The sequence below is a fragment of the Peteryoungia algae genome (assembly GCF_030369675.1).
GTDB classification, from domain to species: Bacteria; Pseudomonadota; Alphaproteobacteria; order Rhizobiales; family Rhizobiaceae; genus Allorhizobium; species Allorhizobium algae.
Map to the genome: position 1 here is coordinate 3355682 of NZ_CP128477.1, position 15556 is coordinate 3371237.

15 protein-coding genes are annotated in these 15556 nt (G+C 60.4%); 10 read left to right on the forward strand and 5 right to left on the reverse strand.

Annotation, left to right across the window (positions count from 1 at the left end):
* The first annotated feature begins 42 nt into the window (after nucleotides 1-42).
* The 7 genes from QTL56_RS15870 to glpK all read left to right on the forward strand — a co-directional run bounded on the left by QTL56_RS15870 (nucleotide 43) and on the right by glpK (nucleotide 7573).
* On the forward strand, nucleotides 43-1122 hold the full coding sequence (locus QTL56_RS15870) for an ABC transporter ATP-binding protein (protein ID WP_229573741.1): 1080 nt from the start codon (nucleotides 43-45) through the stop codon (nucleotides 1120-1122).
* Between the two features lie 11 nt (nucleotides 1123-1133).
* Complete coding sequence (locus QTL56_RS15875; protein WP_245134042.1) at nucleotides 1134-2204, forward strand: ABC transporter ATP-binding protein; 1071 nt, start codon at nucleotides 1134-1136, stop codon at nucleotides 2202-2204.
* A 3-nt stretch (nucleotides 2205-2207) separates the two neighbouring features.
* Complete coding sequence (locus QTL56_RS15880; RefSeq protein ID WP_229573737.1) at nucleotides 2208-3074, forward strand: carbohydrate ABC transporter permease; 867 nt, start codon at nucleotides 2208-2210, stop codon at nucleotides 3072-3074.
* An 11-nt stretch (nucleotides 3075-3085) separates the two neighbouring features.
* Nucleotides 3086-3904: a carbohydrate ABC transporter permease gene (locus QTL56_RS15885; protein WP_229573735.1), complete on the forward strand. Its 819-nt coding sequence runs from the start codon at nucleotides 3086-3088 to the stop codon at nucleotides 3902-3904.
* 10 nt (nucleotides 3905-3914) lie between these two features.
* On the forward strand, nucleotides 3915-4196 hold the full coding sequence (locus QTL56_RS15890; protein WP_245134043.1) for a DUF2160 domain-containing protein: 282 nt from the start codon (nucleotides 3915-3917) through the stop codon (nucleotides 4194-4196).
* A gap of 83 nt (nucleotides 4197-4279) precedes the next feature.
* Nucleotides 4280-5998 carry an ABC transporter substrate-binding protein gene (locus tag QTL56_RS15895; protein ID WP_229573732.1) on the forward strand — a complete coding sequence of 573 codons (1719 nt, stop codon included), beginning with the start codon at nucleotides 4280-4282 and terminating at the stop codon, nucleotides 5996-5998.
* 81 nt (nucleotides 5999-6079) lie between these two features.
* Nucleotides 6080-7573 carry a glycerol kinase GlpK gene (glpK, locus tag QTL56_RS15900; RefSeq protein WP_245134045.1) on the forward strand — a complete coding sequence of 498 codons (1494 nt, stop codon included), beginning with the start codon at nucleotides 6080-6082 and terminating at the stop codon, nucleotides 7571-7573.
* A gap of 1 nt (nucleotide 7574) precedes the next feature.
* Here glpK and QTL56_RS15905 read toward each other — a convergent pair whose 3' ends face one another.
* The 5 genes from QTL56_RS15905 to QTL56_RS15925 are packed head-to-tail and all read right to left on the reverse strand — an operon-like array spanning nucleotide 7575 to nucleotide 11934.
* Nucleotides 7575-9194 (reverse strand): cisplatin damage response ATP-dependent DNA ligase, encoded by a 1620-nt coding sequence (locus QTL56_RS15905; protein WP_245134047.1) that lies wholly within the window; start codon nucleotides 9192-9194, stop codon nucleotides 7575-7577.
* Between the two features lies 1 nt (nucleotide 9195).
* Nucleotides 9196-10206, reverse strand: coding sequence for a ligase-associated DNA damage response exonuclease (locus QTL56_RS15910; RefSeq protein WP_245135451.1), 1011 nt, complete (start codon nucleotides 10204-10206; stop codon nucleotides 9196-9198).
* A gap of 42 nt (nucleotides 10207-10248) precedes the next feature.
* A complete protein-coding gene (locus QTL56_RS15915; RefSeq protein WP_245134049.1) occupies nucleotides 10249-10650 on the reverse strand; it encodes a DUF2177 family protein in 402 nt (133 codons plus the stop codon).
* 40 nt (nucleotides 10651-10690) lie between these two features.
* Nucleotides 10691-11368 carry a ChrR family anti-sigma-E factor gene (locus QTL56_RS15920; RefSeq protein WP_245134053.1) on the reverse strand — a complete coding sequence of 226 codons (678 nt, stop codon included), beginning with the start codon at nucleotides 11366-11368 and terminating at the stop codon, nucleotides 10691-10693.
* Nucleotides 11365-11934 (reverse strand): sigma-70 family RNA polymerase sigma factor, encoded by a 570-nt coding sequence (locus QTL56_RS15925; RefSeq protein ID WP_229573922.1) that lies wholly within the window; start codon nucleotides 11932-11934, stop codon nucleotides 11365-11367. Before QTL56_RS15925 ends, QTL56_RS15920 begins: the two co-directional genes overlap by 4 nt.
* A 250-nt stretch (nucleotides 11935-12184) precedes the next feature.
* Here QTL56_RS15925 and QTL56_RS15930 point away from each other — a divergent pair, with 250 nt between their 5' ends.
* Genes QTL56_RS15930 through QTL56_RS15940 form a run of 3 tightly spaced genes read left to right on the forward strand, consistent with a single transcriptional unit; the run spans nucleotide 12185 to nucleotide 15542 of the window.
* A complete protein-coding gene (locus tag QTL56_RS15930) occupies nucleotides 12185-13537 on the forward strand; it encodes an NAD(P)/FAD-dependent oxidoreductase (RefSeq protein ID WP_245134054.1) in 1353 nt (450 codons plus the stop codon).
* Nucleotides 13534-14328 (forward strand): DUF1365 domain-containing protein, encoded by a 795-nt coding sequence (locus tag QTL56_RS15935; RefSeq protein ID WP_245134056.1) that lies wholly within the window; start codon nucleotides 13534-13536, stop codon nucleotides 14326-14328. The genes QTL56_RS15930 and QTL56_RS15935 overlap by 4 nt, the downstream gene beginning before the upstream one ends.
* Nucleotides 14325-15542, forward strand: a complete 1218-nt coding sequence (locus QTL56_RS15940) for an SAM-dependent methyltransferase (RefSeq protein ID WP_245134058.1) — start codon at nucleotides 14325-14327, stop codon at nucleotides 15540-15542. The genes QTL56_RS15935 and QTL56_RS15940 overlap by 4 nt, the downstream gene beginning before the upstream one ends.
* Nucleotides 15543-15556: the final 14 nt, after the last annotated feature.

Sequence of the window (15556 nt, forward strand, 5' to 3'; positions counted from 1 at the left end):
CCACTGAAATAGACCGACGGTTTGGAGGAGGCCCGAGGACATATGTTGGAACTGCGTAAAGTCTCGAAATTGGCGGGAGGTGGATACCACATCCACCCGACGGACCTGACGTTGCAGCGGGGTACGCTGAACGTCCTGCTCGGCCCGACCCTATCGGGCAAGACATCCCTGATGCGTTTGATGGCAGGCCTCGACAAGCCGACATCCGGAACCGTGCATTTTGACGGCAAGGACGTCACAGGCATGCCGGTCCAGAAGCGCAATGTCGCGATGGTCTACCAGCAGTTCATCAATTATCCGGCGCTGACGGTCTATGAAAACATCGCCTCGCCGATGCGCGTCGGAGGCAAGGATGCGGCCACGATCGACCGCGAGGTCCGCAAGGCCGCCGATCTTCTCCGGCTGACGCCCTATCTCGATCGGACGCCGCTCAGCCTCTCCGGCGGCCAGCAGCAGCGCACCGCGCTGGCTCGTGCCATCGTCAAGAACGCAACCCTCGTTCTTCTCGATGAGCCGCTCGCCAATCTCGACTACAAGCTGCGCGAGGAACTGCGCGAGGAACTGCCGAAAATCTTTGCGGAATCGGGTGCGATCTTTGTCTACGCGACGACGGAACCGTCCGAAGCCCTGCTGCTTGGCGGCAACACGGCGACGCTCTCCGAAGGCCGCATCACCCAGTTCGGCCAGACCATCGATGTTTATCGCCAGCCCTCCGACCTGCTGACTGCGCGGACATTCGCCGACCCGCCGCTCAATACCATCGCGCTCGTCAAGCAGGGCGCAAGCTTCGTACTGAACGGCCAGCCGGTTCTCGGTGTGCCGGCCCATCTCGCATCGATTGCAGATGGCCCGGTGACCGTAGGCTTCCATCCTCACCATTTGTCGCTTTCTGCCCTGCCGGATACCATGGCCATGCGCGCGCGCACGCTGGTGTCGGAAATCGCTGGTTCCGAGAGCTTCATTCATGTCGAATACGGAAGTGCCCGCTGGGTCTGCCTCGCGCACGGCATTCACGACATCGATCCCGACCGTGAGATCGACGTCTTCATCGACACCCGTCACCTGATGGCGTTCGACGCCGCCGGCAAGGCGCTCGGCGCCCCCGCCGAACTGGCTGCGTGAGGAGGACCGTCATGGCTCGCATCAATCTCGACCATATCCGCCACGCCTACACCCCCGCTGCGCGGGCATCGGGCGATTACGCTTTGAAGGAAGTCCATCACGAATGGAAGGATGGCGGCGCCTATGCCCTGCTTGGCCCCTCCGGCTGTGGCAAGACGACTTTGCTCAACATCATCTCGGGCCTCATTCATCCATCTGACGGCCGCATCGAATTCGACGGCGTCGATGTGACGAATTTGCCGACCCAGGCCCGCAACATCGCCCAGGTCTTTCAGTTCCCGGTCGTCTACGACACGATGAGCGTCTACGACAACCTGGCCTTTCCGCTGCGCAATCGTCATGTACCGGAAGATCAGGTCAACAAGCGGGTCAATGAAATCCTCGACATGATCGACCTCCAGCCCATGGCCCGCAATCAGGCCCAGGGGCTGACCGCCGACCAGAAGCAGAAGATTTCGCTCGGCCGAGGCCTTGTGCGCTCGGACGTCAACGCGATCCTTTTCGACGAACCGCTCACCGTCATCGATCCGCATATGAAGTGGGTCCTGCGCTCGCAGCTCAAGCGCCTGCATCGCCGGTCCGGTTTTACCATGGTCTATGTCACCCACGACCAGACGGAAGCCCTGACCTTCGCCGACAAGGTCGTTGTCATGTATGACGGCCAGATCGTCCAGATCGGCACGCCGGCTGAACTCTTCGAGCGCCCGAGCCATACCTTTGTCGGATATTTCATCGGCTCCCCGGGCATGAATGTCATGCCGGCAAAGGTCAGTGGCACGACAGCCATCGTCGGCGACCAGACGGTGAAACTGCCGGGAACGCCGAAACTCTCCGGCCAGAGCAAGATCGAGCTCGGCATCCGCCCCGAATTCCTGCGTCTAGGACGCGAAGGCATGCCCGTGGCCGTCGACAAGGTCGAGGATATCGGCCGTCAGAAGATCGTGCGGGCGCAGTTTGCCGGCAATCCGCTGTCGATCGTCATCCCCGAGGATGCGGAAATTCCTGCAGATCCGAAAGTGACATTCGTCCCCGAGGGGGTCGGCATCTTCGCCGATTCCTGGCGCGTTGGAATGGAGGGCTGAACCATGGAGAAGACCTGGAACAACAAGGCCTGGTTCATGGTCATTCCGGTGCTGGTGCTGGTAGCCTTCTCGGCCGTCATTCCGCTGATGACCGTAGTGAACTATTCTGTCCAGGATACCTTCGGCAACAACCAGTTCTTCTGGGCCGGCACCGACTGGTTTTCCGACATCCTCTCGTCGGACCGCTTCTGGGATGCGCTCGGACGAAACCTGATCTTCTCCATGATCATTCTTGCGATCCAGGTGCCGCTTGGCATCTTCATCGCGCTCAACATGCCCAAGACGGGATTGGGCGTTCCTGTTTGCCTCGTCCTGATGGCGCTGCCACTGCTCATTCCGTGGAACGTCGTGGGCACGATCTGGCAGGTCTTCGGTCGCGTTGACATCGGTCTGCTCGGCTATTCGCTGAACGCCGTGGGCTTCGACTACAATTACACGCAGAACCCGATCCACGCCTGGATCACCATCATCGTGATGGATGTCTGGCACTGGACGAGCCTTGTCGTGCTGCTCTGCTATGCCGGTCTCGTCTCGATCCCGGATGCCTATTACCAGGCCGCCAAGATCGATGGCGCATCGCGCTGGTCCGTGTTCCGCTTCATTCAGCTGCCGAAGATGAAGCGCGTGCTTTTGATCGCCGTGCTGCTCCGCTTCATGGACAGCTTCATGATCTACACCGAGCCCTTTGTCCTGACAGGCGGCGGCCCGGGCAATTCGACCACCTTCCTGTCGATCGACCTCGTCAAGATGGCAGTCGGCCAGTTCGACCTCGGTCCGGCGGCGGCGATGTCGATCATCTACTTCCTGATCATCCTCGCGCTGTCCTGGGTTTTCTACACCGTCATGACCAACAGTGACGCGAAGGGCTGAGGGAGATACCGATGAAAAGCACTGATAATCGCACCGGCTTCGGCTTTCTGGTTCCAACGATCTACATCATCTTTCTGCTGCTGCCGATCTATTGGCTCGTCAACATGAGCTTCAAGACGAATGCGGAGATCACGGGCGCCTTCTCGCTCTGGCCCGTCAACCCGACAATTGCCAATTATGCGGTGATCTTCACCGATCCTTCGTGGTATAAGGGCTACATCAACTCGATCATCTATGTGTGCATGAACACCGTGATCGCAGTCTCTGTCGCTCTGCCTGCAGCCTATGCCTTCTCGCGCTATCGCTTCCTGGGTGACAAGCATCTGTTCTTCTGGCTGCTGACCAACCGCATGGCGCCGCCGGCCGTTTTCGCACTACCCTTCTTCCAGCTGTACTCCGCCTTTGGCCTCATCGACACGCATATCGCCGTTGCCATCGCGCACTGCCTGTTCAACGTGCCGCTGGCTGTCTGGATCCTCGAAGGCTTCATGTCGGGCGTGCCGAAGGAGATCGACGAGACGGCCTATATCGACGGCTATTCCTTCCCGAAGTTCTTCGTGAAGATCTTCATGCCGCTGATCGCATCCGGCATCGGTGTCGCCGCTTTCTTCTGCTTCATGTTCTCCTGGGTCGAGCTTCTGATTGCCCGTACCCTGACGACAACGGATGCCAAGCCGATCGCCGCCATCATGACGCGGACGGTTTCTGCCTCCGGAATGGACTGGGGCGTGCTGGCCGCAGCCGGCGTGCTCACGATCATACCCGGAGCGCTCGTGATCTATTTCGTCCGCAACTACATCGCCAAGGGCTTTGCCCTGGGCCGCGTCTGAGGAGGTTCCGATGGACTTTACATGGATGGCCTGGACGACGCCGACGGCCATATTCTTCGTCGTGATCTTCAGCCTGATCCTGTCGATGGCGGTCTGGGAGTATCTGTCCCCGGGCGGCAATCCGCGAAACGGCATCCTGCGCTTCGAAACCACCCGCGGTGACCGTCTCTTCGTGTCGCTGCTCGGGTCGGCTTTCATCAATCTCGCTTGGCTCGGCCTCGTTGGGCCGAACCTGTGGTGGGCTCTCGCCCTGTCCGTGGTCTACGCCGTCGGCGTATTCCGTTTCGTCTAGGGCAAGACAAGATGGATGGCGGCGGGAGGCCGCCATCCTCGAGACTGAAACCTGAATGCAAACGCAACCTTAGGGAGGACGCTATGCGAAAACACCTTTTGACGACGACGGCCGCCATGCTTCTGGCAATGACGGGCGCCGCATTCGCCGACATGGAAGCGGCGAAGAAGTTCCTGGACGCCGAGGTCGGCGAAATGTCGGCCATCGACCGCGCCACGCAGGAAGCCGAAATGCAGTGGTTCGTCGATGCGGCGAAGCCGTTTTCCGGGATGGAAATCAAGGTCGTCTCTGAGACCATCACCACGCATGAATATGAAGCGAAGGTCCTCGCTCCGGCCTTCACCGCCATCACCGGCATCAAGATCACCCACGATCTGATCGGTGAAGGCGACGTCGTCGAAAAACTTCAGACCCAGATGCAGTCGGGCGAGAACATCTACGACGCCTACATCAACGATAGCGACCTGATCGGCACCCACTGGCGCTACCAGCAGGTGCGCAACCTGACCGACTGGATGGCGAATGAGGGCAAGGACGTCACTAGCCCGACCCTCGACATCGACGACTTCATCGGCAAGTCCTTCACGACGGCGCCGGACGGCAAGCTCTATCAGCTTCCGACCCAGCAGTTCGCCAACCTCTATTTCTTCCGTTACGACTGGTTCAATGACGAGAAGAACAAGGCCGACTTCAAGGCGAAGTACGGCTACGACCTCGGCGTACCGGTCAACTGGTCGGCTTACGAGGATATCGCTGAATTCTTCACCGGTCGCGAAATCGACGGTAAGAAGGTCTTCGGCCACATGGACTACGGCAAGAAGGACCCGTCGCTCGGCTGGCGCTTCACCGATGCCTGGCTCTCCATGGCCGGCAACGGCGACAAGGGCATCCCGAACGGCAACCCGGTTGACGAATGGGGCATCAAGGTCGACGAAAACTCGCGTCCGGTCGGCTCTTGCGTCGCCCGCGGTGGCGACACCAACGGCCCTGCCTCCGTCTACGCCATCGAGAAATATCTCGAATGGATGACGAAATACGCCCCTCCGGCTGCTCAGGGCATGACCTTCTCCGAATCCGGTCCGGTGCCGTCGCAGGGTGAAGTCGCCCAGCAGATGTTCACCTACACCGCCTTCACCGCTGACTTCGTCAAGGAAGGCCTGCCGGTCGTGAACGAGGACGGCACGCCGAAGTGGCGTTTCGCTCCGAGCCCGCATGGCGTCTACTGGAAGGACGGCATGAAGCTCGGCTATCAGGACGCAGGTTCCTGGACGCTGATGAAGTCCACCCCGGAAGACCGTGCGAAGGCCGCCTGGCTCTACGCACAGTTCGTCACCTCGAAGACCGTCGACGTGAAGAAGAGCCATGTCGGCCTGACCTTCATCCGCCAGTCGACTCTCGACCACCAGTCCTTCACCGAACGCGCACCGAAGCTCGGTGGCCTGGTCGAGTTCTACCGCTCGCCGGCTCGCCTGCAGTGGTCGCCGACCGGCACCAACGTTCCTGATTATCCGAAGCTGGCTCAGCTCTGGTGGCAGGCAATTGGTGATGCATCTTCCGGCGCCAAGTCCGCTCAGGAAGCCATGGACTCGCTCTGCGCCGAGCAGGAAAAGGTGATGGAGCGTCTCGAACGCGCTGGCGTCCAGGGCGATATCGGTCCGAAGCTCGCCGAGGAAAAGACCCTCGAAGAGTGGAACGCCGATGCCGTGGCCAAGGGCAATCTCGCCCCGCAGCTGAAGATCGAGAACGAGAAAGAACAGCCGATGACGGTCAATTACGACGAGCTCGTCAAGAGCTGGCAGTAACGATCGGCGATCACCGCTGAATTGACAATCGCCGGGGCGCAAATTACGCCCCGGCTTCTTCACTTAAGGAGTTTCAGCCTGATGAGCGGTTACATTCTGGCCATCGACCAAGGAACAACCTCGACCCGCTCGATGATCTTCGATCACGAGATGCACATTGTCGGCGTTGCCCAGCAGGAGTTCACCCAGCACTTCCCGGATTCCGGCTGGGTCGAACATGATGCGGACGAGATCTGGCAGAGTGTGCTCGCGACCATCGAAAAGGCGCTCGCAGCCGCCAGGATCAAGATCGGCGATGTCACCGCGATCGGGATCACCAACCAGCGCGAAACCGTCGTTGTTTGGGACCGCGAGAGCGGCAAGCCTGCCCATCGTGCCATCGTCTGGCAGGATCGTCGCACCGCGCGCTTCTGCGATGAACTCAAGCACAAGGGGCTGGAGCCGCTTTTCACCGAGAAGACCGGCCTGCTGCTCGATCCCTATTTCTCCGGCACCAAGCTGTCCTGGCTCCTGAAGAACGTCGATGGTCTGAAGACCCGCGCGCAGAACGGCGAGATCTGCTTTGGTACGGTCGATAGCTGGCTCATCTACAAGCTGACCGGCGGCAAGGTCCACGTGACCGACGCAACCAATGCCTCGCGCACGCTGATCTACGATATCGGCGAAAATCGTTTCGACGACGAACTCCTTTCGATCCTTGAAATTCCGCGCTCCATGCTGCCGGAGGTCAGGGACTGCGCCGATGATTTTGGCATCACCGACAAGGCCGTGCTTGGCGCCGAGATCCCGATCCTCGGCGTCGCCGGCGACCAGCAGGCTGCCGTCATTGGCAATGCCTGCTTTGAGCCGGGCATGATGAAGTCCACCTATGGCACGGGTTGCTTCGCGCTCTTGAACACCGGCCGCGATCGCGTCGCATCGTCGAACCGCCTGCTGACCACCATTGCCTATCGGCTGAACGGAGAGACGACCTACGCCCTCGAGGGTTCGATCTTCATCGCTGGCGCGGCCGTCCAGTGGCTGCGTGATCAGATGGGTTTCGTGAAGGTCGCCTCGGAAACCGATGCGCTTGCCAGCAAGGCCGATCCCAATCAACGCGTCTATCTAGTTCCAGCCTTCACCGGCCTCGGCGCGCCCCATTGGGATGCCGATGCCCGTGGCGCGATCTTCGGACTGACGCGTGGAACAGGACCTGCGGAATTCGCCCGTGCCGTGCTCGAGAGCGTCGCTTACCAGACCTATGACCTTCTGGAGGCCATGAAGAAGGACTGGAGCGGCAGCGCATCGAAGACGGTGCTGCGCGTCGATGGTGGCATGGTCGCGTCCGACTGGACGATGCAACGGCTGGCGGACATTCTCGCAGCACCCGTCGACCGTCCCGTGGTGCTCGAAACCACGGTCCTCGGTGCCGCCTGGCTTGCCGGCTCCCGCGCCGGTCTCTGGCCCGACCAGAAGGGCTTTGCCGCGACCTGGAAGCGCGATAACCGCTTCGAGCCCGGCATGGATGTGAGTGAGCGGAAGGCAGCGATTGCAGGCTGGCAGGACAGCGTTTCGCGTTGCCTGACGAGCCGCTAGCCTATTTGTCGATCAGCGCGACCAGGGTCTCCAACCGGTCGGCATCCTTGGGCAGCTTGTCCTGCCTCAGCCGCGCGATGCGGGGAAACCGCATCGCCACGCCGGACTTGTGCCGGCTCGAGCGTGCCAGCCCTTCAAAGGCCACCTCCACCACAAAACCGTGCTCTGGCTCGGCTCGGAGCGCTCGCACGGGGCCGAAGCGGTCGACCGTATTATTGCGCACGAAGCGGTCGAGCACTTCGAGTTCTTCGTCGGTGAAGCCGAAATAGGCCTTGCCGACGGGTACCAGAACGTCTCCCTCGCCGGGGACCGCCGCCCACACCCCGAAGGTGAAGTCCGAATAGTAACTTGAGCGTTTGCCGTGCCCGCGCTGCGCATACATCAGCACGGCATCGGCATTCATCGGATCGCGCTTCCACTTGAACCACGGACCCTTGGCGCGCCCGGCCTGATAGCGGCTGTCCATTCGCTTCAGCATCACCCCTTCGATGACAGGATCGGGAGGTGCCGCCCGGAAGCGTTCCAGCTCTTCCCAGGTGGAAAACGGCACGAGGGGAGAGAGGTCGAAGCGGCGCGGTTCCTGCTGCTCGATGAGCGCATGCAACCGCGCACGACGTGTGAGAAAGGTCTCTGGCCTTACGTCCGCCTCCCCATCGAACAAGATGTCATACGCGCGGATAAAGACTGGATAGTCCTCCAGCATCTTGGCCGTCACCGTCTTGCGATTGAGCCGCTGCTGCAGGTCGGAGAAGGTCCGGGTCGGCGCATTGGTACGCGAGGTTCCGCCGACGAGCAGTTCCCCGTCGATCACGCCCTCGAAGCTTGCTGCCTCGATCACGTCGGGAAAGGCGCCCGAGATATCGTCGCCTGAGCGCGAGTAGAGCCGGCTACGTCCGCCGGAGCAGGACAGTTGCACGCGAATGCCGTCCCACTTCCATTCGGCGGCAAAATCGTCAGGATCGAGATTGGGCAGATCCCTGTCTTCAATCGGCGTGGAGAGCATCACCGAATGGAAGATCGCTGGCGTCGACAGGACGGGTTTCTCGACCCGGTCCTCCAGCCATGCGAAGAGCTCTGTATACGGCGGCGTCAACCCATGCCAGAGACCCTCGATGTCGGCGACATCCTTGTCGCCGAACAGCGCCAGCGCCTGTTTGGCCAGCCGGGCCGATACTCCGATCCGCAAGCCTCCTGTAACGAGCTTGATCAGCGCAAATCGCTCAGAAGTGTCGAGTCGGTCGAAGAGATCGCGCATCACGGAGCGGGTCTCGTTGCGACCGAGGCGCTGCAGCCGTTCGATGATCCCAGACAGGCTTTGAAGATCCGTACCGGTCTCCGCCTCCGGCGCCTTGGGTTCCCAGACGAGCGAAATGGTCTCGGCCAGATCCCCGACATAGTCATAGGAATACTGGAACAGGATCGGGTCCATCCGCTCCAGCACCAGTTCCTTGAGCAGGGCAGGCTTCACGCCTTTGATGTCGAGACCATCGGCCAGGGCGGCCAGCGCATAACCGCGATCCGGGTCGGGCGTCACACGGAAATAATCGATCAGCAGCGTCAGCTTGCCATTGCGGCTGGGTGTCAGGAGCAGGCGATCGAGGAGGCGCGCAAAAGCCTTCATCTCAGTCCCCCTCGTCTTCATAGCCGACGAGATGCAGCGGGCGTGCCTTGATCCCGGACAGTTCGCACCAGCGCACCAGCGCTTCCTCGCGGCCATGGGTCACCCAGACCTCCTGCGGACCGACTTCGCGGATCGTGTCCAGCAGTTCCGGCCAGTCGCAGTGGTCGGAGATGACCAATGGCAGTTCCACGCCGCGCTGTTTTGCCCTTTGCCGCACCATCATCCAGCCGGACGCGAATATGGAAAGCGGATCCTCGAAACGCCGTGCCCAGCGGTCGTTGAAGGCCGAGGGCGGACCGATCACCACGGCGCCCTTGAAGCTGCCTGACGTCTTGTCCTCGGTTGTTGCCGGTCGAAGCTCGCCCAGTTCCACCCCCTGTTCCGAATAGTAGTCACACAGCCGCGCCATCGAACCATGAATATAGATAGGCTTCTCGTAGCCGCTGCGCCGGATGAGCGAGATGACCCGCTGCGCCTTGCCCAGTGCATAGGCCCCGATCAGATGGCTGCGTTCTGGAAACTGCTGCAGCGAGGTCAGCAGCTTCTGGATCTCCTGTCTTGGCTCCGGATGGTGAAAAACCGGCAGTCCGAACGTCGCTTCGGTGATGAAGACATCGCAGGGCACGGGCTCGAAGCTCGCACAGGTTGGATCCGCTCCCCGCTTGTAGTCGCCAGAAACCACGATCCGCGTCCCCTGTGCTTCGATCTCAATCTGTGCCGAGCCCAGCACATGTCCCGCCGGATGAAAGCGCACCTTAACTCCATTGACCGAAACCGTTTCGCCGAAGGCAGCGCTCTGGGATGTGACGCAGAAATCCTCGCCATAGCGGATTGCCATGATGTCGAGGGTTTGCTGCGTGGCGAGAACATGCGTGTGGCCGGAGCGGGCGTGGTCGGAATGACCGTGCGTGATGAGGGCCCGGTCGACAGGACGGACCGGATCGACATAAAAATCACCGAGCGGGCAATAAAGCCCGCCGGGTGTCGGATGAAGGAGGAGGTCCGGCTTGATCATGCCGAGAACATAGGGCGCCCGAAGATGCCCTGCCAGCGCCTACTGAGCAAAGCGCGAAACGGCGTAATAGCCCGCAGCCGAGGCCGTCGCGGACAGGAATGCGCCCCAGGCCATGTCGACGAGGCTCACCTGCAGAGACCAACCCTTCAACGTGGCGAGATTGGTCATGTCATAGGTGCCATAGGCAAGCAGGCCGAGCAGCGCACCGTTAAAGAGCGCCGTCAGCACACTGCCGGCAGTAACCGCTGGCATGACGGCGAAGTAGACAAGTCCGATCACGTAGAACAGGTAGAAGAGGCCGGCAGCCGCAAAATTGGGCGGTGAAAGCAAAAGTGTGCCGATATGCTCGCGATAGAAGCCGATCGCGATGCGCGTGAGCCACAGGTAATCCAGCGCGAAGAAGACCACGGCCGTCGAGATATAGGCAATAACATAAGCCATTGTGCTTCTCCCTCGGGCAGAACCTCGGCTCTGCCTTTCACTAAATTCCGAGAACCGGCTGGACCAGCCGCACCAGAAGGCTCTTGAATTTCAAAGGTGCATCGGTCACGGCGAGACAGATGCAATCCTCGTCCGGCGTCGCAACCGGCTGATGCGTCAGTGTCTCGTCGGCTTCCTCAATGTCGCCCCGCTTGAAAACGGTCGCGCCGTCGGTGAAGGCACCCTTCAGCACCAGCGTCAGTTCCCGACCGCCATGAGAATGCTCAGGCACAGGCTTGCCGGCCGGGATCTTGAGAAGGCGGACCTGGCTTTGCAGATCTCCGGTCTTTATCAGGATATGATAGGCACCACGTCCGAGCGATTTCCACTTCAACGCCTCGACATCGCCGCCGAGATAGGAGCGCAAGGGTTCGGGAAGAACCGGAATGTCCGCGGGCGCTGCAACGGGCTTGGCCACAGATGCCTTGGATGGGCCCTCGGAAGAAAGCTTCGCCTTCATCGCGGCCCAACTGTCGGTCGAAATCGCCGGGGTGTCGTTTTCATCGGCCGCCTCGAGCAACTGCCCGCCGGTGTGCTCCATGAAGGACAGCCGGTTCCGGCAGGTCGGGCAAAGCGCCAGATGCGTGGCGACCGCAATGCTCCAGCCTTCGGTCAGGTTGCCAGTGGCATAATCCAGGAGAAGTTCGTCGCTGATGTGATGTTGGACGTGGAGCGTCATGCCCGCTCCTCCAGTGCTGCGCGCAGCTTGGCGAAGGCCAGGCGAATGCGCGATTTGACGGTTCCCATCGGCAGGCCGAGTTCGGCGGCGATCGTGCTGTGAGATGCTTCTCTGTAAAATGACATTTTGAGGAGTTCGAGCTGTTCGGGTGGTAGGGTTTCCATGGCGCGGCGGAGGCGATCGGCCTCCTGGCGTGTTTCGAATTCCATATCGGCAGGCGGTACGTCATCCGGGACGAAAGCCGGATCGGTCGGATCGAAAGTCGGCCGCTTCTCGCGACGAAACGCATCGATTCTGAGGTTTCTGGCAATTGTGAAGATCCAGCTCGACACATTGCCCCGTGCCGGGTCGAATTGCTCGGCCTTGTTCCAGACCGTAAGCATCGTCTCCTGCATCAGTTCCTCGGCGGCCTGCCCGTCGCGGGCAAGCTTTGCCATATAGGCGCGCACTTTCGGTCCGTAATACTTGAAGATCGTCTCGAAGGCCTCGATGTCACGATCACGGCCCACGGCGGCCAATAGCTGCGCAAATTTACGCTGGTCTAGTTCTTCCGCCGACTCGGTCATCGAAACGATTGTTTTCCCTCTTTTGAGCGGCGCAAAGACCTTACGCCGCGCAGTTCGCCCGGGGTCATTCTGGCACGCATCAGCGGAGATGTGTATCGCGTTCATCATCATGAAGAGCTTTACGCCACCTCTCTTTGCCCGGATCACCGCATCGGATTTTATTCGCATCGATCGATCCAGTGCCGAATGCCATGCGTAGTCATGTTCAAAACCCTTAAATAGAACAATCGGTAAAGGGCATTGAATGGACATGGGTGTTACGAAGGCCGCTTTCGGCGGTAAGCGCAGGATCGCGGTCATCGGGTCGGGAATATCGGGCCTCTCCTGTGCCTGGCTCCTTTCCAAGACCATGGATGTCGTCCTCTACGAAACGGAGGATCGCGCAGGCGGGCATTCCAACACGGTGCTGGCGCCAGGGGGTGCCAGGGACATTCCTGTCGATACCGGGTTCATCGTCTACAACGACCGAAACTACCCGAACCTCGTGGAGCTTTTCGAGCATCTCGACGTGCCGACCTTGCCGTCGAACATGTCGTTTGCCGCATCGCTCGGCGGAGGTGCGTTCGAATATTCCGGTTCTGGTCTCTCTGGCCTTCTGGGCCAGAAATCGAACATTCTGCGTCCGCGCTTCTGGCGCATGGTCAAGGATATCCTGCGCTTCTACAAGGAAGCGCCAGCGCTTCTGGACCGGAGCGAACTGGAGGGCGTGTCGCTCGGCGACTACCTGGCATCTGCCGACTATGCCCCAACCTTCGTGGAGGACCATCTCCTGCCGATGGGGGCCGCCATCTGGTCGACGACGGCGTCAGAGATGCGCCTCTATCCGCTGCACGCCTTCATCCGCTTTTTCGCCAATCACGGTCTGCTGACTTTGTCGGATCGTCCGCGCTGGCGGACGGTAAAAGGTGGCAGCCGTGAATATGTCGCGCGTATTCTGGCCGATTTTACCGGTGAAGTTCGCCTCGCGACCGCCGTGACAGGGGTTCGACGCGGCAGGGCCGGCGTGGAGGTGACCGATGTTCGTGGGGGCGTGGAGACCTTCGACGACGTCGTTTTGGCCACCCATGCGAACCAGAGCCTCGATTTGCTTGAAGATGCGGACGGCGCTGAGCGTGAGGTGCTGGACTCCTTCCAGTACACACCCAACCTCGCTGTCTTGCATTCTGATGAAAGCCTGATGCCGAAGCGCAAGTCGGTGTGGTCGAGCTGGAACTATGTTGCCGAAAAGCAGACTGACGCCAGCGATGCGCTCTGCGTCACCTACTGGATGAACATGCTGCAGTCCCTCGATCCGGCGACCCCGCTCTTCGTTACGCTCAACCCCTGCCGTCCGATTGACCCTTCGAAGATCATCAGGAGCTTTCACTACGAGCATCCTCTTTTCGACGTTGCGGCCATTCGCGCCCAGCGCCGCATCTGGCAACTCCAGGGCCGCCGCAACACGTGGTTCTGCGGTGCCTATTTCGGCAGTGGGTTTCATGAGGATGGCCTGCAGGCCGGGCTTGCGGTTGCAGAAGCGCTCGGTGGTTCACGCCGTCCGTGGTCGGTCGAAAACGAGTCCGGTCGCATTGTCATCAACCGTGCACTCGAGGCTGCGGAATGACACATCAATCCGCAATCTATGCCGGCCATGTGCTGCATACCCGCAGCCGCCCCAGGAAGCATAGTCTTCGCTACAGTGTATTCTCGCTGATCGTCGATCTCGACGAGGTAGAAGAATTGAACAAGACGCTACGTCTGTTCGGCTACAACAAGCCGGCTCTCTATTCGGTGCACGATGCCGATCACGGCAATGGCCGGCCGGGTGAATTGCGGTCTTGGGTCGAGGAGCGTCTGGCGGCGGCCGGGCTTCAGGGCCACGGCTGGAAGATCCGGATGCTCTGCTATCCGAGGATCCTTGGCTATGTGTTCAATCCGATCACGGTCTATTTCTGCTATCGGCCGGAAGGCCAGCTCGCCGGCGTGCTCTACGAGGTTTGCAACACTTTCAACGAGCGTCATACCTACGTGATCCCGGTGGAATCCGAGGCCGGCGGCATCCTGCGCCACCGCTGCGCCAAGGAGATGTATGTCTCCCCCTTCATGCCCATGAACTGCGAGTACAATTTTCGCATAAGCCCCCCGACGGACGACGTGGCCATCAATATCGGTGAGAGCGATGCGGATGGTCCAATGCTCTTCGCAACCTTCTCCGGCAAACGTCGCCCCTTGTCGGATCGCGCCTTATTGCGCATGCTGGTGACCTATCCCCTGATGACCATGAAGGTGATGGGGGGCATCCACTGGGAAGCGTTGAAGCTCTGGTGGAAAGGTGTTCCGATTTATCGGCACAAGCCGGCGGCAGCCAAGATTGCGTCGACGATCGTCGTGCAGAATGGGGTCACTAAGTCATGAGTCACGCCGAAGAGGATATGCAACCGATCGTGAGCAGTCTCACTTTCTGGCAGCGCATGATGTGCCGCTGGGCCGATCGCATTGCCGTCGGACGTCTGACGCTCCAGTTCGAGGGCTATGGGGAACATGTGGCGATCGGGGAAAAGCCCGGGCCCAATGCCGTTTTGTGTGTTCGAAACGCCAGCCCCGTGCTGCGGATTTTGACCGGTGGCACGCTCGGCTTCGCGCAGTCTTTCATGGACGGCGACCTCGAGTCGCCCGACATCGGGGCCGTCCTGGAGCTTGCACTGTCGAATGAGGCGCAACTCGGAGCGGTGCTTGCGTCGTCCTCCGTTTTCAAGGCCCTGGCGCGTCTGCGTCACAAGTTGCGACGCAATTCGAAAAAGGGTAGCCGGCGAAACATCGCGTATCACTATGATCTCGGAAACGCGTTTTACGGTCTCTGGCTCGACCGGACGATGACCTATTCGTCGGCACTTTACAGCGCGCCGGGCATGTCACTCGCCGATGCGCAGGAAGCCAAATATGCCCGCATCGTTGAGGAGTTGCAGATCGGGCCGGATGATCACGTGCTGGAAATTGGTTGCGGCTGGGGCGGCTTTGCCGAACTTGCCATCCGCAAGACCGGCTGTCGCGTCACAGGCCTGACGCTTTCCGCCGAGCAGGCGAAGTTCGCCCGCGCACGGCTGGAAAAGGCAGGGTTTGCCGATCGGGTCGACATCCGTCTCGAGGACTATCGGGATTGCAGCGGTCATTTCGACAAGATCGTTTCCATCGAAATGTTCGAGGCCGTCGGCGAAGAGAACTGGCCAATCTATTTCGAGGCTGTCCAGAAGCGCCTGGTTCCAGGCGGCAAGGCGTTGATCCAGACGATCACGATTGATGAGAGCCGTTTCGATTATTATCGCGGCAGCGCCGATTTCATCCAGACCTACATTTTCCCCGGTGGTATGTTGCCCTCCGTCACCGTCTTCGAACACGCTGCCATGGCAGCGGGACTGAAGGTCGGCGACCGCTTCCGGTTCGGCCGCGATTACGATCGCACATTGCTCGCATGGGACAGTGCATTCACGGCCAACTGGCAGAAGATCGAGCCGCTCGGCTTTGATCGCCGCTTCCATCGGATGTGGCGGCTCTATCTCCACTACTGCGCTGTCGGCTTCCGTTTCGGCCGCATCGACGTCGTACAGTTCAGGCTGGACAAGCCAGCCTGACCATCCCCATGTCT

Coding starts and splice junctions, on each gene's coding strand:
- QTL56_RS15895 (WP_229573732.1), top strand. CDS start 4,280: ATGCGAAAACACCTTTTGACGACGACGGCCGCCATGCTTCTGGCAATG.
- QTL56_RS15935 (WP_245134056.1), top strand. CDS start 13,534: ATGACACATCAATCCGCAATCTATGCCGGCCATGTGCTGCATACCCGC.
- glpK (WP_245134045.1), top strand. CDS start 6,080: ATGAGCGGTTACATTCTGGCCATCGACCAAGGAACAACCTCGACCCGC.
- QTL56_RS15875 (WP_245134042.1), top strand. CDS start 1,134: ATGGCTCGCATCAATCTCGACCATATCCGCCACGCCTACACCCCCGCT.
- QTL56_RS15885 (WP_229573735.1), top strand. CDS start 3,086: ATGAAAAGCACTGATAATCGCACCGGCTTCGGCTTTCTGGTTCCAACG.
- QTL56_RS15870 (WP_229573741.1), top strand. CDS start 43: ATGTTGGAACTGCGTAAAGTCTCGAAATTGGCGGGAGGTGGATACCAC.
- QTL56_RS15920 (WP_245134053.1), bottom strand. CDS start 11,368: ATGACGCTCCACGTCCAACATCACATCAGCGACGAACTTCTCCTGGAT.
- QTL56_RS15905 (WP_245134047.1), bottom strand. CDS start 9,194: ATGAAGGCTTTTGCGCGCCTCCTCGATCGCCTGCTCCTGACACCCAGC.
- QTL56_RS15880 (WP_229573737.1), top strand. CDS start 2,208: ATGGAGAAGACCTGGAACAACAAGGCCTGGTTCATGGTCATTCCGGTG.
- QTL56_RS15940 (WP_245134058.1), top strand. CDS start 14,325: ATGAGTCACGCCGAAGAGGATATGCAACCGATCGTGAGCAGTCTCACT.
- QTL56_RS15915 (WP_245134049.1), bottom strand. CDS start 10,650: ATGGCTTATGTTATTGCCTATATCTCGACGGCCGTGGTCTTCTTCGCG.
- QTL56_RS15930 (WP_245134054.1), top strand. CDS start 12,185: ATGGGTGTTACGAAGGCCGCTTTCGGCGGTAAGCGCAGGATCGCGGTC.
- QTL56_RS15925 (WP_229573922.1), bottom strand. CDS start 11,934: ATGACCGAGTCGGCGGAAGAACTAGACCAGCGTAAATTTGCGCAGCTA.
- QTL56_RS15890 (WP_245134043.1), top strand. CDS start 3,915: ATGGACTTTACATGGATGGCCTGGACGACGCCGACGGCCATATTCTTC.